Source organism: Serratia sp. BNK-17, assembly GCF_048684935.1.
Lineage (GTDB): Bacteria > Pseudomonadota > Gammaproteobacteria > Enterobacterales > Enterobacteriaceae > Serratia > Serratia nematodiphila.
Map to the genome: position 1 here is coordinate 2,340,435 of NZ_JBLQTR010000001.1, position 19,472 is coordinate 2,359,906.

General features: G+C 61.8%; 16 protein-coding genes. 4 read left to right on the forward strand and 12 right to left on the reverse strand.

The annotated features are described in order from the left end of the window. Nucleotides 1-89: 89 nt before the first annotated feature. A complete protein-coding gene (gene yqhD, locus ACMGF7_RS11165) occupies nucleotides 90-1,253 on the reverse strand; it encodes an alcohol dehydrogenase (RefSeq protein ID WP_015379073.1) in 1,164 nt (387 codons plus the stop codon). A 226-nt stretch (nucleotides 1,254-1,479) separates the two neighbouring features. Between yqhD and ACMGF7_RS11170 the strand changes: the two genes are divergently transcribed. After that, nucleotides 1,480-2,367 (forward strand): AraC family transcriptional regulator, encoded by an 888-nt coding sequence (locus tag ACMGF7_RS11170; protein WP_370531160.1) that lies wholly within the window; start codon nucleotides 1,480-1,482, stop codon nucleotides 2,365-2,367. A 7-nt stretch (nucleotides 2,368-2,374) separates the two neighbouring features. Here the strand turns inward: ACMGF7_RS11170 and ACMGF7_RS11175 are convergent, their stop codons facing one another. Continuing rightward, nucleotides 2,375-3,403, reverse strand: a complete 1,029-nt coding sequence (locus ACMGF7_RS11175) for a zinc-binding dehydrogenase (protein WP_197763840.1) — start codon at nucleotides 3,401-3,403, stop codon at nucleotides 2,375-2,377. A 108-nt stretch (nucleotides 3,404-3,511) separates the two neighbouring features. Here ACMGF7_RS11175 and ACMGF7_RS11180 point away from each other — a divergent pair, with 108 nt between their 5' ends. Next, nucleotides 3,512-4,432, forward strand: a complete 921-nt coding sequence (locus tag ACMGF7_RS11180) for a LysR family transcriptional regulator (protein WP_033632074.1) — start codon at nucleotides 3,512-3,514, stop codon at nucleotides 4,430-4,432. Between the two features lie 10 nt (nucleotides 4,433-4,442). Here the strand turns inward: ACMGF7_RS11180 and ACMGF7_RS11185 are convergent, their stop codons facing one another. Continuing rightward, nucleotides 4,443-5,105 carry a DedA family protein gene (locus ACMGF7_RS11185; RefSeq protein WP_004937300.1) on the reverse strand — a complete coding sequence of 221 codons (663 nt, stop codon included), beginning with the start codon at nucleotides 5,103-5,105 and terminating at the stop codon, nucleotides 4,443-4,445. 145 nt (nucleotides 5,106-5,250) lie between these two features. Beyond that, a complete protein-coding gene (gene metC, locus ACMGF7_RS11190; protein WP_033632075.1) occupies nucleotides 5,251-6,447 on the reverse strand; it encodes a cystathionine beta-lyase in 1,197 nt (398 codons plus the stop codon). 431 nt (nucleotides 6,448-6,878) lie between these two features. Between metC and exbB the strand changes: the two genes are divergently transcribed. Both exbB and exbD read left to right on the forward strand, forming a co-directional pair. Next, nucleotides 6,879-7,859 carry a tol-pal system-associated acyl-CoA thioesterase gene (exbB, locus tag ACMGF7_RS11195; RefSeq protein ID WP_004937304.1) on the forward strand — a complete coding sequence of 327 codons (981 nt, stop codon included), beginning with the start codon at nucleotides 6,879-6,881 and terminating at the stop codon, nucleotides 7,857-7,859. A 3-nt stretch (nucleotides 7,860-7,862) separates the two neighbouring features. Further along, nucleotides 7,863-8,285, forward strand: coding sequence for a TonB system transport protein ExbD (gene exbD, locus ACMGF7_RS11200; protein ID WP_004937307.1), 423 nt, complete (start codon nucleotides 7,863-7,865; stop codon nucleotides 8,283-8,285). Between the two features lie 57 nt (nucleotides 8,286-8,342). Here the strand turns inward: exbD and ACMGF7_RS11205 are convergent, their stop codons facing one another. The 8 genes from ACMGF7_RS11205 to ACMGF7_RS11240 form a co-directional block, all read right to left on the reverse strand. After that, nucleotides 8,343-9,386, reverse strand: coding sequence for a LacI family DNA-binding transcriptional regulator (locus ACMGF7_RS11205; RefSeq protein WP_015379068.1), 1,044 nt, complete (start codon nucleotides 9,384-9,386; stop codon nucleotides 8,343-8,345). A 21-nt stretch (nucleotides 9,387-9,407) separates the two neighbouring features. Next, complete coding sequence (locus ACMGF7_RS11210) at nucleotides 9,408-10,817, reverse strand: sucrose-6-phosphate hydrolase (protein WP_049241529.1); 1,410 nt, start codon at nucleotides 10,815-10,817, stop codon at nucleotides 9,408-9,410. After that, on the reverse strand, nucleotides 10,817-12,187 hold the full coding sequence (locus ACMGF7_RS11215; protein ID WP_015379066.1) for a sucrose-specific PTS transporter subunit IIBC: 1,371 nt from the start codon (nucleotides 12,185-12,187) through the stop codon (nucleotides 10,817-10,819). The genes ACMGF7_RS11210 and ACMGF7_RS11215 overlap by 1 nt, the downstream gene beginning before the upstream one ends. Nucleotides 12,188-12,250: 63 nt before the next feature. Then, nucleotides 12,251-13,660, reverse strand: coding sequence for a carbohydrate porin (locus ACMGF7_RS11220; RefSeq protein WP_049241562.1), 1,410 nt, complete (start codon nucleotides 13,658-13,660; stop codon nucleotides 12,251-12,253). A 194-nt stretch (nucleotides 13,661-13,854) separates the two neighbouring features. Further along, complete coding sequence (locus ACMGF7_RS11225; RefSeq protein WP_197763842.1) at nucleotides 13,855-14,781, reverse strand: aminoimidazole riboside kinase; 927 nt, start codon at nucleotides 14,779-14,781, stop codon at nucleotides 13,855-13,857. A gap of 178 nt (nucleotides 14,782-14,959) precedes the next feature. After that, nucleotides 14,960-16,486: a p-aminobenzoyl-glutamate transporter gene (gene abgT / locus ACMGF7_RS11230; RefSeq protein WP_049241533.1), complete on the reverse strand. Its 1,527-nt coding sequence runs from the start codon at nucleotides 16,484-16,486 to the stop codon at nucleotides 14,960-14,962. A gap of 100 nt (nucleotides 16,487-16,586) precedes the next feature. Beyond that, on the reverse strand, nucleotides 16,587-18,038 hold the full coding sequence (locus ACMGF7_RS11235) for a M20 family metallopeptidase (protein WP_164095649.1): 1,452 nt from the start codon (nucleotides 18,036-18,038) through the stop codon (nucleotides 16,587-16,589). Beyond that, nucleotides 18,035-19,351 (reverse strand): M20 family metallo-hydrolase, encoded by a 1,317-nt coding sequence (locus ACMGF7_RS11240; RefSeq protein WP_164095648.1) that lies wholly within the window; start codon nucleotides 19,349-19,351, stop codon nucleotides 18,035-18,037. Before ACMGF7_RS11240 ends, ACMGF7_RS11235 begins: the two co-directional genes overlap by 4 nt. Nucleotides 19,352-19,472 lie beyond the last annotated feature (121 nt).

Sequence of the window (19,472 nt, forward strand, 5' to 3'; positions counted from 1 at the left end):
CCGACTGCGCCCGGTGATCGGCCGGGCGCAGGATGCGGCGAAAATGGCTGGCGGAGACTAAAGCCTAGCAAAAAATCGCCGTTTTGCGATTAACGCGCCGCTTCATAAATGCGGCGGCTGACGTCCAGGGTGATGTCCTGATGTTCCCCCAGGGCGGTCATACCGTGCTGATGGAGCTTGTCGAGCAGCGCCGGAATGCTGCTGCCGTCGAGCTGATAATCCGCCATGCGGGTCGGCACGCCCATCTGCTCGAAGAAGGCGCGGGTGGCGGCGATGGCGCCGTCGATGCGGCTGTCTTCGCTGCCTTCGCGCAGGCCCCAGACGCGGTCAGCGTACTGCAGCAGTTTTTCGCGCTTCTGCGCTTTCTTCTCGTGCAGCAGCGCCGGCAGCACGATGGCCAGCGTTTGCGCGTGGTCGAGATCGTGCATGGCGGTCAGCTCATGGCCCAGCATGTGGGTCGCCCAGTCCTGCGGCACGCCGGCGCCGATCAGGCCGTTCAGCGCCATGGTGGCGCTCCACATCACGTTGGCGCGCACCGCATAGTTCTCCGGCTCGGCCAGCGCGCGCGGGCCGTCTTCCAGCAGGGTCAACAGCAGGCCTTCGGCGAAGCGATCCTGCACCTTGGCGTCGACCGGATAGGTCAGATACTGCTCCAGGGTGTGCACGAAGGCGTCGACCACGCCGTTGGCGATCTGGCGCGGCGGCAGCGAGTAGGTCACCACCGGATCCAGCACGGCGAAGCGCGGCTGCACCAGCGGTGAGAAGAAGTGCTGCTTGTCGCCGCTGCTTTTGCGGGTGATCACCGCGCCGCTGTTGGACTCGGAGCCGGTGGCCGGCAGCGTCAGCACGCAGCCCATCGGCACCGCGTCGGCGATGTGGCTGCCAACGGTCTGCAGAATGTGCCAGGCGTCGCTGCTGGCGGTATAACGGGCGGCGGCGGCGATGAACTTGGTGCCGTCAACCACCGAACCGCCGCCGACCGCCAGCAGGAAATCGATGTTTTCTGCTTTCACCACCTCGACCGCTTTCATCAGCGTTTCGTAGGTCGGGTTCGGCTCGATGCCGGAGAACTCCCGCACGTCGCGGCCGGCCAGCGCGCTATGCACCTGATCCAGCACGCCGTTTTTCTTCACGCTGCCGCCACCGTAGGTGATCAGGATGCGCGCGTCCGCCGGGATTTGGCTGGCCACTTCGGCAATTTGCTCCTTGCCGAACAGGATTTTGGTTGGGGTATGCAAAATGAAGTTGTGCATGGTTGATTTCTCTCTTTCTGTCAGGCAGGCGCCAAAGCGGCGCAAAGGTGTCTGGCCCGTATTGTCAGGAACCGGGCGGCAACGCACAATGCACATTCCTGTTTGGTTCTTGCCTATTCCTACAAGTCACTGTAGAAATGGCGAGTTTTAAATTATGATTTATGCCGAATCGTTCTGACTGTAAGAGGGTGTTTCCGTGATTGAAATCGATGCGCTGCGCAGCCGCATGGCGCACCAGGCGATGGCTATCGCCAGCGGCAACGGCTACACGCCGTCGCCGGTGCCGCGGGTGAAGATTTTGTATGTCGATCGCCACAGCCCGCGTCAGCCGGTGATGTATGAACCGGGGATCGTCATCGTTTTTCAGGGGCACAAGGTCGGTTATTGCGGCAATAAGAAGTTCCAATACGATCCGCGCAACTACCTGCTGATGACGGTGCCGCTGCCGTTTGAATGCGAAACCTTCGCCAGCCCGGAACTGCCGCTGGTTGGGTTGGCGGTCAATATCGATACCCAAATGCTGCAGGACTTGCTGATCGACATCGGCGATGACGACTACCTGATGCAACCGCGGGCTGAGAGCAACGGGGTGAACCTGGCGGAAATGACGGAAGAGTTGCTGTGCGCCACCGAGCGTCTGCTGGACGTGATGGCCAATCCGCTCGACGCCCGGGTGCTTGGGCCGCAGATCGTACGGGAGATTCTCTATTATGTGCTGCGCGGCGCCTGCGGCGCGTCGCTGCAGGAGTTGGTCAATCGCCATACCCACTTCAGCCAGATCGCCAAGGCACTGCGGCGTATCGAACATCAGTATGCCGACAGCATCAACGTCGAGCAGTTGGCCAGCGAGGTCAACATGAGCGTCTCGGCATTCCATCACAACTTCAAGGCGGTGACCAACACTTCGCCGCTGCAGTACGTGAAGTCGTACCGGCTGCATAAGGCGCGCCTGTTGATGGTGCATGACGGTCTGAAGGCCAGCACGGCGGCGATCCGCGTCGGCTACGAAAGCGCGTCGCAGTTCAGCCGCGAGTTCAAACGGCTGTTCGGCATGACGCCGAGCGATGAAGTCGCCCGGCTGCGCGAGGCCAACCCGCTGCTGCTGGAGGGCTGAGCCGCGTTTATGGGGTTAAGACGATCTTGCCGAATGGCCCGCGATCGAGGTGATCCAACGCCTGAGACAGCTGATCGAAGCGGTATACCTGGTCGATCACCGGCTGCAGGTTGACGGCGTCCACGGCGCGCACCAGGTCTTCCAGCGCGCGGCGGTGGCCGACGCCGATGCCCTGAATCACTGCGGATTTTAATAGCAGTGGGCCGGCGGGAGCGGAAATCTCGTTGCCTTCCAGGATGCCGATTACCGAGATGCGTCCTCCCACCGCCACGGCGCGCACCGAGTTACCGAGGTTGGTGCCGCCGACGGTGTCGATCACATGGTCGATGCCGCGATCCTGCGTCAGCGCATAAATCGCCTCCACCCAATCGCCGTCCAGCCGGTTGATGCCATGATTGGCGCCCAATGCCAGGGCTCGCGCCAGCTTTTCATCGCTGCCGGAGGTGACATAGACCTCCGCACCGTGGGCTTTGGCGATCTGCAGCGCGAACAGCGCCACGCCGCCGGTGCCTTGCACCAGCACCGTATCGCCGGCATGCAGCTTGCCTTGTTCCACCAGCGCGAACCAGGCGGTCAGCCCGGCGCACGGCAGGGTGCTGGCCTGGACGTCGTCCAGCGACGCCGGCGCCGCTACCAGCCAGTCTTCATGCAAAATCACGTATTCCGCCAGCACGCCCTGATAAAAACCGCCGAGGGTGTGGTAAGGCACCCGGTGCGCATCGCCGTAGGGTTTTTGCTCGCCGTCGAGCCAACCGGGGCTGAAGGTGGAAATGACGCGCGCGCCGGGCTGAAAGCGGCTGACGCCGGGGCCGATTGCATCGACCTCGCCGGCCATGTCCGAGGCGGGCGTGAACGGCTGCGGCAGCGTGAGCCCCATGCCGCTTTCTATCATCAGTTTGTCACGGTAATTGAGTGAGATAGCCTTCACTTTCACTCTGATTTCGTGCGGCCCCGGCTGTGGGATGGCGCTTGCGCTCAGCTGCAGGTGCTCACGCCCCAGGGCGCTCATCGTCCAGCGTTGCATTGTATTGGTCATGATGTTCTCCAAAGTCAGCGATTAACAGACCTGCCGATAATATCGTTGATGAAGGTTCGCCAGTGGCGATAAGATTTCCGCAGATTGTTTCTTTCAGAGCGACAAATCATGAGCGATCGGTTGAGCGGTATTTCGGTATTCGTTACCGCCGTGGAGGCGGGCAGTTTTGCAGTGGCGGCCAGTCGGCTGCATCTTTCGCGTTCGGCGGTCGGCAAAACTATCGCCCGGTTGGAGCAGCGGCTGGGGGTGCGGCTGTTTCATCGCACCACGCGCAGCCAGAGCCTGACCGACGACGGTGCGCTGTTCTACGAGCGCTGCCTGCGGGCGCTGGAGGAGATCCGCAGCGCGGAAACGCTGCTGGAGTCGGGCAAGCGGCAGGTCAGCGGCCGGCTGCGGGTGTCGATGCCGGTGCTGTTTGGCCGCATGTGCATTGCGCCGCTGCTGACCGAACTGACGCGCGAGCATCCCGGCCTGGAGCTGGAGCTGTCGTTCAGCGATCGGGTGGTTGACCTGATTGAGGACGGCTTCGATATGGCGATCCGCAACGGTACGCTGGCCAACAGCAGCGGCTTGGTGGCGCGCCGCATCGGCGATCACCGTATGACGCTGTGCGCCTCGCCGGCCTATCTGCAGCGGTGCGGCGAACCGCACAGCATCGAGCAACTGGCGCAGCATGAGGCGGTGACCTATATGCGCGCCGGCGCGCGGCGCAGCTGGCTGGTATTGGATAGCGACGGCAAGCCGCAGGACGTGATGCCGAACAACCGGCTGCAAATGGACGACCTGCAGGCGATAGCGGATGCGGCGACGGCGGGTTTCGGCATCGCCTGGCTGCCGTGCTGGCTGGTGCGTGAGCAGTTGTTGAGCGGGGCGCTGGTGCGCTTGCTGCGCGATCGGCCGGGCGCCGCCTTTGAAGCGCATGCGGTGTGGCCGCACACGCCTCACCTGCCGCTGAAGGTGCGGCTGGCGGTGGATACGCTGGTGAGCAAACTGCCTGCCAGTCTGGCGTTGGTCGAGAAGGCGCTGTAGCGCGCCCGATTCAGGAAGAGGCGGCGCGTTTTTTACGCCAGATCACCAGCATGGCGCCCAGCAGGCCGACAAACAGCAGCAGCAGCGGCAGCAGCATCAGGCCGGTCATCACCTGGCTTTCGTAGCGTTTCACCAGAGGGATTTGGCTGAACGCGTAGCCGAGGCCGACCAGCGCGCAGACCCAGATTGCCGCGCTCAGCCAGTTGAACACCTGGAAACGAGAGCTGTTGAGCCCGGAAATGCCGGCCATGGTCGGCAGCAGGGTGCGCACGAAACCGAGGAAGCGGCCGATCAGCAGCGCCGTCAGCCCGTGGCGGTTGAACAGGTTGTGCGCGCGCTGGTGGTACTGTGCCGGCAGTTGCAGCAGCCAGCTCTTCACCAGGCCGGTGTGGCCCAGCCAGCGGCCCTGGATATAGCTCAGCCAGCAGCCGAGACCGGCGGCGGCGGTCAGAATCAGCAGGGTGGGGGCAAAGCCCATCACGCCTTTGGCGATCAGCGCGCCCGACAGCAGCAGCAGGCTGTCACCGGGAAGGAAGGAGGCGGGCAGCAGTCCGTTTTCCAAAAACAGAGTGGTGAAAAGTACGGCGTAAACCACCCAAATTACGCTTGGATCGGCGAGGGCGATAAAGTCCTGCTGCCAAAGCGCATGAATAATCTCTCGTAATACATCCATTTTATGTCCTGTTGCATGCCGGTTGCGCCCGGGGTCACATTCTCCAGGATGCGGCGGTTACCGTATCTGACAGTTACCCGGTTAGTGTACCGCTAATAGCTTAAGCCGACATTAAACGAGACGAAGAAAATTATCGGAATCCGCCTTAGCGCACGCCGTTGAGGCGATCGAAGCCGGCCGCCAGATCGGCGATCAGGTCTTCGACGTTCTCCAGGCCGATATGCAACCGCACCAGCGTGCCGGAAAAATCGACGCCGCCCGCCGGGCGGATCGCTTCCAGTTCTTCCGGCTGGTTGGCCAGGATCAGCGACTCGAAGCCGCCCCAGGAGTAGGCCATGCTGAAGTGGCTGAAGTTATCCAGGTAAGCGGCCAACTGCGTATCGTCCAGCCGTTCCTTCAGCACGAAAGAGAACAGCCCGTTGCAGCCGCTGAAGTCGCGGCGGTAGAACTCGTGGCCCTTGCAGCTCGGCAGGGCCGGATGATTGACCGTCGCCACCTCCGGCCGCGCCGCCAGCCAGTTGGCGACCTCGATGCTGCTGCGTTCGTGCTGCTTCAGCCGCACGCTCAGGGTACGCAGGCCGCGGCTCGCCATGTAGGCGGTGTCGGCATCCACCATCTGCCCCATCAGATAGGAGTACTCGCGCAGTTGATCCCAACAGCGCGCGTTGGCGACGGCGGTGCCAAGCATGTAATCGGAATGGCCGATCAGGTATTTGGTGCCGGCCTGAATAGAAATGTCGATGTCGAAATCCAGCGCCTTGAACAGCACCCCCGCCGCCCAGGTGTTGTCTATCATGATCACCACGTCCGGCGCCACGGCGCGAATGGCCTGCACCATCGCCGGAATGTCCTGCACTTCCAGGGTGATGGAACCGGGGGATTCCAGGAACACCACGCGGGTATTGGGCTGGATCAGTTTGGCGATATCGGCGCCGATCAGCGGATCGAAATAGGTGGTGCTGACGTTCATGCGGCCGAGGATATGGGTGCAGAAATCCTGGGTCGGTTCGTACGCAGAGCCGGTGACCAGCAGGTGATCGCCGGCGCCGACGAACGACAGGATCGCATTGGCCACCGCCGCCGCGCCGCAGGGGTACAGCACGCAGCCGGCGCCGCCCTCCAGCTCCACCATCGCATCCTGCAGGGCGAAGTGGGTCAGGGTGCCGCGTCGGCCGTAAAACAGCTCGCCGTGGGCGCGTTGCGCGGTGGCGTGTTTTTTGGCGGCGACGGAGTCGAAGACCAAAGAAGAGGCGCGTTGCGTGACGGGATTGACGGAGCCCTGGGTGTAGCGTTTGCCGCGGCCGGCGCCGATCAGCGCGGTTTCGATATGTTTTGACGTCATGGTACCTGGCTCACCTCTGGTTGCTCTGCACGTGCCCGTTTACGATAGCCCTTACGTTAACATGAGTTAATATAGCCATCCAGACGTTTTAACTTCCAGATATAGAAACGGCTATAATTGGCTGCCGGTCACGCATTTCTCGCGTAATCCTTCTGCCGAGTGGGAACAGAGAAGTCCATTCCTCGGCTGAGGCGCCGTTCGGCAGCGTGGTCTTGTTGCGCCGTTGTGGGATAAAAGTAACGAAATCACCCTATAAAAGGGGCATTTGGCGGTGAACGGACACAGATTGGCGCTTTGTGGCGATGCTGGCTAAAATTTTCTCGTTTATTTGGTAAATAATAATGAGAACCACTATCAATCCCCGGTTGGTTTGATATGATCGCACGCTGAATTATTCCTTAATTTTGATCGGTAATGGGTGGAGGCACAGCGTGAAAACGGCTGGCAAGAATTTAAATCAAGGATCGTTCGGCCAGGGCCGGGCGCAGTGGGGCAAGGCCTTCGGCCGCAGCCTGATGGCATCTATGGTGCTGGTCGTAGGGCTGGCCGGCAGCGCGCAGGCCGCGCCGGCGAGCAATCCGGCCGTTGCCGAAAGCGTTGCGCCGACCACCGCGCCTGCACCTGCTGCAGCCGCCGCGCCGGAGAGCATCACGCCGGTGAACCCGGCGCCAACGATCCAGCCACCGGAAACCCGCGGCATGGACCTGTCCGTTTGGGGCATGTACCAGCACGCCGACGCGGTGGTGAAAGCGGTAATGATCGGCCTGGTGCTGGCCTCGATCGTGACCTGGACCATTCTGTTCTCCAAAGGCAGCGAACTGCTGCGCGCCAAGCGCCGTCTGCGCCGCGAACAGCTGGCGCTGGCCGAAGCGCGCTCGCTGGATGAAGCCTCCGAACTGGCGCAAAACTTCGGTCCGGAGAGCGTCAGCGCGGTATTGCTGAACGACGCGCAAAATGAGCTGGAGTTGTCTGCGGAATCCAACGACAACAACGGCATCAAAGAGCGCACCGGCTTCCGCCTCGAGCGCCGCGTGGCGGCCTACAGTCGCAACATGGGCCGCGGCAACGGCTTCCTCGCCACCATCGGTGCCATCTCGCCGTTCGTCGGCCTGTTCGGCACCGTGTGGGGCATCATGAACAGCTTCATCGGCATCGCCCATTCGCAGACCACCAACCTGGCGGTTGTGGCGCCGGGCATCGCGGAAGCGCTGCTGGCGACCGCGCTGGGTCTGGTCGCGGCGATCCCTGCCGTCGTTATCTACAACATCTTCGCTCGCGTCATCAGCGGCCACCGCGCGCAGGTGGGCGACGTGGCGGCGCAGGTCTTGCTGCTGCAGGGCCGTGATTTGGATCTGGCCGCGACGGCGGAAGCCAAGCGCTCACAGCACGCGCACCAACTGCGGGCGGGGTGAGACATGGCGATGCGCTTAAATGAAGATCTGGACGACAGCGGCGAACTGCATGAAATCAACGTGACGCCGTTTATCGACGTCATGTTGGTGCTGTTGATCATCTTTATGGTGGCCGCGCCGCTGGCAACGGTAGATATCCGCGTCGATCTGCCGGCCTCCTCCGCCAAGCCGCAGCCGCGGCCGGAAAAACCGGTGTTCCTGTCGGTGAAGGCCGACAAACAGCTCTACGTCGGCGATCAGCCGGTGAATGCCGATCAGTTGACTTCGGTGCTGGATCAACGCACCCAGGCTAACAAAGAAACCACCATCTTCTTCCAGGCGGACAAGAGCGTGGACTATGAAACGCTGATGAGCGTGATGGACACCCTGCGTAAAGCCGGCTACCTGAAAGTGGGGCTGGTGGGCATGGAAGGCGCCGCCAAATAGCGGGCTGATGAAACAGAAAAGGGCGCTTCGGCGCCCTTTTTTACTGGTTCAGAGATATCACTCTTCGGCCAACAAAGCCCGGGAACCGGCATGGCGCCAGCGGATACGGCCCGGCAGATAAAGCGCGTTCTGTTCCAGAGGCCGCTCGTCGATCAGTGCGGTGACTTGGTCGAAGCTATGTTGCGCCAACGCCCGGCAGTCCTGTGCGACCGTATCGATCTTCAGCGTCATGCAGTCGAACAGGTAGTGATCGTCGAAGCTGCACAGGTGGATGTCGCTCTCCATCAGCTGATGTTGAGTCAGATAACGCAATACCCCTTCCAACAGGCCGCAGGCGGCGGTAAACAGCGCTTTGGGCGGCCGCCCCAGCTGTGCGCAAAGCTGAGCGAACATCTCGTAACCTGAGCTGGGGTGATAGTTGCCGTTGATGATCCATTCCGGTTTGCACTCGATGCCGGCGCGCTGCAGGCCAAGCTGGAAACCGGCCAGCCGATCGCGGGTCGGCGAAATGCGCGGCTGCCCGCCGAGAAAATAGATCTCGTCCGGATGTTGGCGCGCGACCTTTTCCACCAGGTCGGCGGTCGAGTTGACCGAATCGGTGATCACCAGCGGCAGTTCGGAACCAGCGATCAGACGGTCCATCTGCACCACCGGCAGTCCGACATTGATCTTCTGGTATTCCGCGTCGTTTAGCTGGCTGGAGGCGACAATCAAGCCGTCCACCTGCCGCTGCACCAGACTGTTCACCGCCATCATCTCCTGCGCCGGGTTTTCATCGGTGCAGGCGATCAACAGCTGCAGGCCGGCTTCGCGGCACAGCGTTTCCAGCTCGCGCGAAATCACCGCAAAACCGTAGTTGGTCATCTCCGGCACCACCAACCCCAGCGTGTGGCTGCGGTTGGAGCGCAAAGAGCGGGCGTGGATGCTGGGCTGATAATGGTGTTCGTGCGCCAGCGCCAGAATGCGATCGCGGGTGTCGTCGGACACCCGGTATTCCTTGCTGCGGCCGTTCAGCACCAGGCTGGCGGTCGATTTCGACACCCCGGCCAGCGTGGCGATGTCACTGATGGTAATGCGTTTATTTTTTTTCACTGACGCCATCTGAAGTCATCGGAGGATGCGTCATTCTAGCATGCATGGCGTCAGCGGCCAGTATTCCAACGCCAGCGGCGCGCTCCCGCACAGCCGCAGTTGCGGCTCACCCGCCGGGAAGTAGCGTGCGCTCATCACCGCCTCGCCGTGGTTGATGAAAATCTCCACGCTGGAACGATCGAACAGCAGTTGCAGATGCGTGACCGGGCCGCGCCAGTAACGGTGCTCCGGCCGGCCGTCGGTCAGGGAAGCGCGCGTCAGCTGCAGCCTTTCGCCGTCCCATTTCAGCGTCATCGCGTCGCCAAAGGTTGCGTTGAACGGGCCCTGCGGCGTCAATTGCAGCTCCGCGGCCCCCAGCGCATAGGCGGGGGCGTTATCGGCGCGGCCTTGCCAGCCTGCTCGCTCACCGCGCAGCTGTTGCAGCTCGCGCGCCGGGCGCTGGTGGAGGCGGCCATGCCGCAGCGACAGTTCGCGCGGGCAGGTCATGGTGTGGATCCAGCCGTAACGGCGTGTCGGATGGGCTTCTTCATCTTGCTCGGGCACGCCCATCCAGCCGAACAGCAGGCGGCGGCCATCTTCCGCCAACGTCGTCTGCGGCGCGTAGAACTCGAAGCCGGCGTCCAGCTCGCGGAATTCGCCGTGGCTGAAGGCCGCCTGCCGGTAATCCAGCTTGCCGAGCAGATAACCGGCCTGATAACGGTTGAGATAGCGTTCCGGCTGCGGCGTCAGCCCCTGCGGACAGCAGATCAACACCTCATCGCCGTCCAACGAGAACAGGTCCGGGCACTCCCACATGTAGCCGAATTCCTCTAAGCCGTTCAGTCCGGAACCGGCGATCTCTCCCAGCGCTTGCCAGTCGCGCAGATCGCTGGAACGAAACAGCAGCACCTTGCCGCGATCCTGCAGGTCACGCGCGCCGAGCACCATGTACCAGTCATTTTGATGACGCCACACTTTCGGATCGCGTACGTGACCGCTGTAGCCCTCCGGCAGCGGCAGCACCGGCCCAAGTTTGCGATATTCGCCCCGTTCGCTTTCCTGAGCCAGGCATTGGTAAGCGGTGCGTGAGCCGCCTGGGAATTTCACGTTGCCGGTGTAGATCAGCGTGATTTTGCCTTCCGCCACCACCGCCGAGCCGGAGTAACAGCCGTGGCTGTCGTAACAGGCGCCGGGCGCCAGGGCGATTGGCTGGTGCTCCCAACGCAGCAAATCAGCCGACTGCCAGTGTCCCCAGCATTTGTTGCGATGATCGCAACCCAGCGGATTCCACTGATAAAACAGATGATAAACGCCGTTGTGCTGGATAAAGCCGTTGGGATCGTTCAGCAGGCCAACGCTGGGTGCCAGATGCCAGTCCGGTCGGTGCGGATCGCGCCGCGCGAGCGGCTGGCCGTTCATGACCGCCCGCAGTGCCTGTTTGATTAAACTGAGTTCTTCCATCATTGCGCGTCCGTGTTGTATTTCAGCAGTAGGGAGAGGACAAAGGCGCTGCCAAACGCGATCGCCAGACCGATGATATAGCTGACCAGAGAACTGGCCTGCACGATCGCCATGCCGGGGATCGCCGTCAGCCCGACCGCGTTCATGCCGACATGGTTGGCCACCACCCAGGCGCCGCCGAGCGCGCCGCCCGCCAGCGCCGCCAGAAACGGTTTCACGAAGCGCAGGTTGATGCCAAACAGCGCCGCCTCGGTGATGCCGAGCATGGCGGAAAAGGCCGAAGGCACCGCAATGGCTTTGATTTTGGCGTCGCGGGTTTTGAAATAGACCGCCAGGCAGGCGCCGCCTTGAGCGATGTTGGCCATCGACCAGATCGGCAGCAGGAAGTTGACGCCGATATTGGGGTTGCCGAGCAGCCCGGCTTCTACCGCGTGGAAACTGTGGTGGATGCCGGTGATGACGATAGCGGAATAGAGGCCGCCGAACAGCAGCCCGGCTAACCACCCCGCATGGGCAATCAGCGTGCTGAGCACGAAGGAGATGCCGTCGCCCAGCGCGCGGCCGGCGGGGCCGATAAACAGCAGGGCGACAAAGCCTGAGATCACCACCGTCAGGAACGGCGTCAGGATCAGATCGAGCGCGTTGGGGATCACCTTGCGCAGCCGTTTTTCCAACAGGCTCATGAACCACACCGTCAGCAGCACCGGGAATACCGTGCCCTGGTAGCCGATCATGGCGATGTCCAGACCGAAGAAGTTCATGGTGTGGAACCCTCCGGCGACGCCCCAGGCATTGGTCAGCGCCGGATGCGTCAAAATGCCGCCGAGCGTGGCGCCCAGATAGGGATTGCCGCCGAATTCGCGTGCGGCGGTGAAGCCGATCAGAATCGGCAGAATAATGAACGCCGCCGAACTGAACATATCCAGCATGATGAACAGCGCGCTGTTGGCATCGGCCCAGCCATAGGTTTTCACCATGCCGAGCAGCCCCATCAACAGGCCGGACGCGACGATCGCCGGGATGATCGGCACGAAGATGTTCGACAGCAGGCGGGCGATGCGCTGCAGCGGGTTGAGCTTTTTCGCCGCGATATCGGCGGCTTCGGCCTTGCTGGATTCGCTGACGCCCGCCGCCTTGATGAATTCCGCATGCACCTTGTTGACCAGCCCGGTGCCGAAGATCACCTGGATCTGGCCGGCGTTGCTGAAGCAGCCTTTGACGCCGTCCAGTTTGCCGATGGCCTCTTTGTCCACCTTGCTGTCGTCCACCAGCACCAGGCGCAGGCGTGTGGCGCAGTGGGCGGCGCTGGCGATGTTCTCTTTACCGCCGAGCAGCGGCAACAGCGCGTTGGCGGTTGCGGTAATGTCCATGTTGTCCCCTTGCTAAATAAAAATGCCGCCGCGCAGTTTGCGGCGCAGCGCCGTGAATCGGTGTCAGAAGAAATACTTGAATCTGGCGCGCATGCCGTAACGTTGGTCGTTGTCGCCATTGGCGATCTTGCTGTCGGCGTTGGCTTCCAGCAGCGACACATAGGCGCCTAAATACAGGTTGAAATTCTTCATATTCATAATGTTAGGTATCTGATACGACGCATGAACGGTGTGGATGTCGTAGTTGCCTGGTTCGCTGAGCGGGTTGTGGATATCGGCGGCGATCCCGGCGGTATTGAACTCTTTGATGTTGTTGTGCGCATAGATATAACCCAGTTCGAAGCGTCGCCACAGCACGTTGACGCCGGCGGTCAAGTCTTGCTCGCCGGCGGCATCCAGGTAGGCGGCGCTCAGGTTGGCCACCACGCCGTTATCCGGATCGGCCGCGTTGGTGTTCCAGCTCATGGTCATGCCGTAGCCGTTGCGCTTGGATTGATCGACGAAGCGACCCTGGCTGTCCTGATAGCCGTAGGCGTTATTCACCACGTTGCTTTCCATCGCCGCCGCGATGCTGAAGGCGTCTTTCTTCCAGGCGATCACCGGGCGCAAATAGGCGACGTTTTTCTTATTTTCCAGCGCATTGCCGTGGTAGCTGTTGTCCTGGAACAGCGAGGTGCCGTCTTCCACCAGCGTGTTCAGTTCGAAATAGACATCCCCGGCGTATTTGCTCAGCATCAGGTTGCCGCCGCTGCTGCTGCGGCCGCGGCCTTCTTTCATCATGTAGATATAGCCGAAGCCGTCGGCGTACAGGTCGTTGGCGGTATTGCCGGAGTATTGAATGAAGGTGTCCTGATTCAGCGGGAACATGTCGTAGGCTTCGAAGCGGCCGATTTTGGTTTGCCAGTTCTTTTCATTGCCGAAGAAGAAAGCGGCGTCGTCCAGGTTCATTTTGCCGCTCATGTCCGCCAGCGGCTGGACGCTGAAGCCGGAGAAGTTGCCGTCCTGATTGCGGCGGTAGCCGTCCAGCCCGACCAGAATGCGGCCGTTGATGTCCCAGCGCTCTTTGTTGCCGGGTTTCCAGTCCTTGTGGTCGCTGCCTTTTAACGACGTCAGCTGGCCGCTGCGGCTGGCGCCGTCCAGGTTGAACTCCACGTCGCCATACAGTTTCAGATCGTTGAAACCGTTCAGTTTCAGCGCGCTGGTCGGAGAGGATTGCGTTTCCAGCGTGGCGGCGCGCTGCGCGACCTGCGCGGTTTGCCTTTCGGTGCTGGCGGTGCGCTGTTCCAGCTGTTGCGCCCGGCGTTCCGCCGCCGTGGCGCGGGTTTCAGCCTGAGCGGCGCGCCGTTCCGCCTGCGCCAGACGTTGTTCCAGCGCGTTGAGACGCGCCTCGATACTGTCGCCGCCCGAGGCCGCAGCGGCAGACGTGGAGAGGAAAAGCCCTGTTGTTATCGCCAAATAGCTGAGTTTTTTCATCATCGTCTATCATCCGGGAAGGGTTGTTATTATTTTTTGCTAAATTGCTAAACCGGTTTTTCATGGCGAAAGATAGCGATCGAGAAGCGGACTGGCAATCAAGTTTGCTAACCCGATTCAGCTATTGTGATCGAGTACGCAAATCGCGGGTTAAAAGACCACGGCGCTCAGGGGGGCGCCGTGGATGCAGAGAATCAACGCAGGAAAGCAGCCAACTCGTCGGCGCGGGGCAGGGCGGTCATGGCGCCCTTGGCGGTGGTGGCCAGCGCGCCGCAGGCCTGAGCCTGAGCGATAACCGCCGGCCATTGAGCTTCCTGCGGCAATGTGTGAAGACGTGCCAGCGCCGCTAACAGCCCGGCGACGAAGGCGTCGCCGGCGCCGGTGGTATCGACCGGCACGACAGGCGTTGCGCGGAAATGACGCAGACGATGCCCATCGTGTACGCAGACGCCGTCGCCGCCCAGCGTCACCAGCAGCAGGCGCAGCGGATAGGTTTGCATCATCCAGCGCATGGCGTTCTCCAGATCGTCAAGATGGCTGATGAAAGCCAGCTCTTCGCGCGACAGTTTCACCACGTCCGCCAGCAGCAGCGCCTTTTGCAGGCAGGGGCGCAGCGCTTCCGGCTGGCGCCAGACCTCTTCGCGGATGTTGGGATCGAAACTGACCCGGCCGCCGACTGCCCGCATGCGTTCCATCGCCGTAAAGGCCGCGCTACGGCTGGGCTCCTGCGACAGCGCGATGGAGCAGAGGTGCAGCCACTCGCCCCGCTGGAAAGCCGGCAGATCGTCGGGCTGCAAAAACAGATCGGCGCTGGGCTGCACCATAAACGTGAATGAGCGCTCACCCTGAAGATCGAGATCCACCACCACCGTGGAGGTGTGGTGTTCGGGATCCGGCCGCATATGGCCGATATCCACCCCTTCATCGCTCAGCACCTGCTGCAGAAAGGCGCCGAAGCTGTCTTGCCCCACCCGGCCGATAAAGGCGCTGTCGCCACCGAGGCGGGCGATACCCACCGCCACGTTCGCCGGCGCGCCGCCGGGGCATTTGAGATAACCGTTGGCATTTTCCGGCACCAGGTCGATCACGGCGTCGCCCAGTACCCATACGCGATTCATCATGCTTAATCCCTGTTTTTGTCGTTGTCAGATGGTGAGCTAAAATAGAAGAACCGGTTTAGCAAGGCAATGAAATAATCCTCAGAGCCGCTTGGTCAGTGAGGAAGATCAATCTTTCTGCTGGGCTTGGGGATAAGGGGATCTGCCCCGCGAACCGGCGCGGGGAGAGATAGCGGTGCGTTTAGCCCAGCTTCGGATAGACGCCGGGACCGATTGGCAAGCCTAGCGCATACCAGACCAGCAGCAGCAAAATCCACACGCTGAAGAACACCAAAGGATAGGGCAGGATCAGCACGTAATAGGTGCCGAGCTGCGCGTCTTTGCGGTAGCGCTGCAGGAAGCCGAGGAACAGCGGCAGGAACGGCGACATCGGCGCCAGCGGCAGCACCGCAGAGTCGGCGATGCGGAAGATCATCTGGGCGAACGCCGGGTGGAAACCGAGCAGCATAAACATCGGCACGAAGATCGGCGCCAAAATTGACCAGATCGCCGAGCCGCTGGCGATGAACATGCACAGGAAGGCGGAGAGGAACATCAGGCCGAGAAACGCCGGTGCGCCGCTCATGCCGGCGGCTTCCAGCATGTCGGTCAGGCCGACGGCCATAAACTTGCCCATGTTGCTCCAGTTAAAGAACGCCACGAACTGCGACAGCGGAAACACCATCACGATAAAACCCGCCATGCTTTTCATCGGATCGAGCAAGTGGTGGGGAATATCGTCCGGCCGCCGGATCTGTTTGGTGACCACGCCATAGGTAATGGCGACGGTGAAGAAGAACAGGATGATGATCGGCACAATACCCTTGATGAACGGGGAAGGGATCACCGAACCGGTGTTCGGGTCACGCAGCGGCGCGGCCTCCGGCACCACCAGAGCGGCGATGATGGCGATAAACACCAGCGCGGCGATGCCGCTCATCATCAGCCCCCGGTTCTGCAGCGGGGTCAGCACTGCGATTTTGTCTTCGGCGCCGCCTTGCCACTTCGGCAGACGGGGCTCGATAAACTTGTCGGTGAGCAGCGCGCCGGCGATGGTCAGCACGATCACGGAGGTGGCCATAAAGTACCAGTTGTCGATCACGCTGACGTGAACCGCGCCATCCACCGCTTTGGTGGCTTCGGTGCTGATGCCGGAAAGCAATACGTCGGTGGTGACGATCAACAGGTTGGCGGTAAAGCCGGAGGCGACGCCGGCGATCGCCGCCAGCAGTCCGGCTATCGGGTGGCGACCCACCGCGATAAACATCAGCGCGCCGAGCGGCGGCATCACCACCAGCGCAGCGTCCGACGATATATGGCTGAAGAAGGCGATAAACAGCACCATATAGCTGGCGTAGCGGGCGCTGACGCGCGAGGCCATTTTGTACATCAGCGCCTGCAGCAGGCCGACCTTTTCCGCCAGGCCGGCACCTATCACCAGCGCCAAAATAGCCCCCAGCGGCGCAAAGCTGCTGAAGTTATGGATGATATTGGGAAATATCCACTGCATGCCCGCCACGCTCATCAGGTTATTCACCTTGATGAGCTCGCCGGTGGCCGGATTTTTCACCGCCACATCGAGCCAGGAAAACAGCGCGGTGGCCAGCATAAGCACCAGGATCAAATAGACGAACAGTAAAAACGGATTGGGGATCTTATTGCCGATGCGTTCCACCCAGTAAAAAACGCGTCCGGGGCTTTTATTGATTGGCGTTGTGGCCTCACTCATGATTTTACCCTCTGTGTTTGCTCTGTTGTGTGATTGTTATTATTTGATTTATTTATAATTATACTTAGTGGCCCGGTTGTCCGGGCCCTGTCTGTTCATGCTATTTCAATGGCGATGGTTGCACCCCCTGCGGGATTGGGCAGCGGTACGGCTGTTCGGCGCGCCGGCGCTCGAACTCGCTGCGGCAGCGCGCCAGCAGGGCGCTGTCGCTCAGCAGATCGATGGCGGTCGCCGCCATCACCTTGCCGGCCAGGCACATGCCCTTATGGGCGATAGCGGTGCGGCCCTGCGCCACCAGTTGCCAGGTGTGCAGCGGAGTGCCGAGTGCGAAACAGGGACTGAAGCATTGGGCGGTCGGCGCCACCCAGCTCACGTCGCCAACGTCGGTAGAGCCGTACAGCAGATCGTCGGATTCCACATAAGGCGCGACCTCATCCATCAGCACCTTATCTCCCAACTGCTGCACCCATTCGCGCCCGGCCGCGCCGCCGGTGCGGGCAATATTGAGTTTGGCGTTGCGCAGATCGTCGCGGCTCAGGGTTTGGCGGATTTCCTCGGCGAAGCGGCGCTCGGCGTCGCTGTACTCGGGCAGACCGAAATCGCACAGGTTTTGATACATCGCGCGTTCCAGGCTGCGGTTCGGCACATAGTTGGAGCAGGCTTTGTCGAAGCGCACCTCCATCTGGGTGTCAGTCATCAGCGCTGCGCCCTTGGCGATGTTGATCACCCGTTGGTAAATGTCCTGCGCCTGATCGAGCTGCGGCGCGCGGATCAGGTACAACACTTCGGCATCGGCCTGCACCACGTTGGGGGAGCTGCCGCCGGTGTTGGTAACCGCGTAGTGCAGCCGCGCTTCCTGCACGATATGTTCGCGCAGGAAGTTGGCGCCGGTATTCATCAGCGTCACCGCGTCCAGCGCGCTGCGCCCCAGGTGCGGCGAGTTGGCGGCATGGGCGGCGACGCCCTTGAAGTGAAACGCCGCCTGGATGTTGGCCAGCGTGCTGGTATTGAACATGCCGCTGAAGCCTTCCGGGTGCCAGGTGAGGGCGGCGTCGACGTCATCGAACAGGCCTTCGCGCACCATGAAGGTCTTGCCGGAGCCGCCTTCTTCGCCGGGGCAGCCGTAGAAGCGCAGGGTGCCGCTCAGCCGGTTCTGCTGCATCCACGCCTTGGCGGCGAAGGCGCCCGCCAGCGCGGCGGTGCCCAGCAGGTTGTGGCCGCAGCCATGGCCGTTGCCGTTTTCCACCAGCGGCTGCGGCGTGGCGCAACCGGCCTGCTGGCTCAGCCCGGCCAGCGCGTCGTACTCGCCCAGCAGCGCGATAACCGGGTGGCCGCTGCCGTAGCTGGCGATGAACGCCGTCTCGATGTCGCCCACGCCGCGTTCAACCGAGAAGCCTTCCTGTTCCAGCGCATCGGCCAGCAACGTGGCGGAATAGGTCTCGTTAAAGCGCGTTTCCGGGTGGTCCCAAATCGCGTCGCTCAGCGTGCTGAAGCGGGGCCGGCGTTGGTCAATGTAGTCGTCGATAAAGGCCTGCAGTTCTGAGTTGCTCATGCTCCGCTCCCGAATGTCGGCAGGTTCAGCGCCAGCGACGCCAGCGTTTTCACCGCCACCGCCATCACCTGCTCGTTGAAGTCGAATTTCTCGTTATGGTGCCCGGCGCTCAGCTCGGTGCCGAAAATGACGTATGAGGCCTGGCCGCCGCGGGATTTCACCCGTTCCATCATGTAGGTGGCGTCCTCGGAACCCGCAGCCTGTTCGCGGCGATCGACCACCGAGGCCAGCTCGGTTATCTGCTGCGCCTGGCGGCGGATGTAATCCACCCACGGTTGGGTCGGTTTGCTGCTCTGCGCCGCGCCCATCAGCGCGATATCGCAGGCGACGCCGTGCATTTTGGCGGCGCCTTCGATGGCGTTCAGCGCCTGTTGATAAACAAACGCGTTGATCTCATTGGTGGCGCCGCGCGTCTCCACCTTCATAAACGCCCGATCGGCGATCACGTTGCGGCCGGTGCCGGCCTGCAGCACGCCGACATTGATGCGCGAGCTGCCTTCGCTGTGGCGCGGGATGGCGTAAAGCCCCAGCGCAGCCTGCGCCGCTGCCAGCAGCGCGTTGCGGCCGTCTTCCGGCTTGGCGCCGGCGTGGGAGGCGACGCCGCGGAAAGTAACGTCCAGCTTGCTGGTGGCCATAAAGCTGTCGCTGCCGCACACCAGCTCGCCGGCCGGCACGCCGGTGCCGATATGCACCGCGGTGAAGAAATCGACGTCGTCCACCACGCCGGCCTCCACCATCGATTTTGCGCCGCGTGTGCCTTCTTCCGCCGGCTGGAAGATCAGTTTGACGGTGCCGCAAAGCTGGGACTCCAGGCTTTTGAACACGTGCGCCAGCCCCAGGCCGATGGTGGTATGGCCGTCATGACCGCATGCATGCATCATGCCGCTGTTGCAAGAGGCGAACCCTTCGCGGAACGGCAGGTGTTCGGGTTCCAGCAATTCGTTGAGATCGAGGGCGTCCATATCCACGCGATAAGCGATAGTCGGGCCGGGGCGGCCGGTATCGAGCGTTGCGACGATGCCGGCGAAGCCGCCGGAAAAATGCGGCAGCCATTTCTCCAACGCCCCCTGATTGCGGGCGCGCTGTTCCTGCGCTTCCAGCTCGGCGGGCGAGGGCAGCCCCATGCGCGCCTCTGCCTTGATGACCTCGCGGCCTAGCTGCAGGCGATAGCCCAGCCGATCGAGTTCTTCCGCCACCAGGGTGGCGGTGCGGAACTCAAACCAGCCGGATTCGGCATAGCGGTGGAAGTCGCGGCGCCAGGCCTGCAATTGCGGGTACAAATCAGCCACCAACATCGAAAGCGAATTAGTCATAGTGATATCTCATAAGTTATCGCGCGCTGGATCGCTCCAGGCAGCAGTTATGCTCTGAACTGAAATCAGACGGTGAAGCTATTGCAAAGAAAAAGGTGCGTTTGGTTACTAACTGCCGTGA

Excerpts from the sequence above, each read along its gene's own strand:
- yqhD (WP_015379073.1), bottom strand. The coding sequence starts at position 1,253 with ATGCACAACTTCATTTTGCATACCCCAACCAAAATCCTGTTCGGCAAG.
- ACMGF7_RS11170 (WP_370531160.1), top strand. The coding sequence starts at position 1,480 with ATGGCGCACCAGGCGATGGCTATCGCCAGCGGCAACGGCTACACGCCG.
- ACMGF7_RS11175 (WP_197763840.1), bottom strand. The coding sequence starts at position 3,403 with ATGACCAATACAATGCAACGCTGGACGATGAGCGCCCTGGGGCGTGAG.
- ACMGF7_RS11180 (WP_033632074.1), top strand. The coding sequence starts at position 3,512 with ATGAGCGATCGGTTGAGCGGTATTTCGGTATTCGTTACCGCCGTGGAG.
- ACMGF7_RS11185 (WP_004937300.1), bottom strand. The coding sequence starts at position 5,105 with ATGGATGTATTACGAGAGATTATTCATGCGCTTTGGCAGCAGGACTTT.
- metC (WP_033632075.1), bottom strand. The coding sequence starts at position 6,447 with ATGACGTCAAAACATATCGAAACCGCGCTGATCGGCGCCGGCCGCGGC.
- exbD (WP_004937307.1), top strand. The coding sequence starts at position 7,863 with ATGGCGATGCGCTTAAATGAAGATCTGGACGACAGCGGCGAACTGCAT.
- ACMGF7_RS11205 (WP_015379068.1), bottom strand. The coding sequence starts at position 9,386 with ATGGCGTCAGTGAAAAAAAATAAACGCATTACCATCAGTGACATCGCC.
- ACMGF7_RS11210 (WP_049241529.1), bottom strand. The coding sequence starts at position 10,817 with ATGGAAGAACTCAGTTTAATCAAACAGGCACTGCGGGCGGTCATGAAC.
- ACMGF7_RS11215 (WP_015379066.1), bottom strand. The coding sequence starts at position 12,187 with ATGGACATTACCGCAACCGCCAACGCGCTGTTGCCGCTGCTCGGCGGT.
- ACMGF7_RS11220 (WP_049241562.1), bottom strand. The coding sequence starts at position 13,660 with ATGAAAAAACTCAGCTATTTGGCGATAACAACAGGGCTTTTCCTCTCC.
- ACMGF7_RS11225 (WP_197763842.1), bottom strand. The coding sequence starts at position 14,781 with ATGATGAATCGCGTATGGGTACTGGGCGACGCCGTGATCGACCTGGTG.
- abgT (WP_049241533.1), bottom strand. The coding sequence starts at position 16,486 with ATGAGTGAGGCCACAACGCCAATCAATAAAAGCCCCGGACGCGTTTTT.
- ACMGF7_RS11235 (WP_164095649.1), bottom strand. The coding sequence starts at position 18,038 with ATGAGCAACTCAGAACTGCAGGCCTTTATCGACGACTACATTGACCAA.
- ACMGF7_RS11240 (WP_164095648.1), bottom strand. The coding sequence starts at position 19,351 with ATGACTAATTCGCTTTCGATGTTGGTGGCTGATTTGTACCCGCAATTG.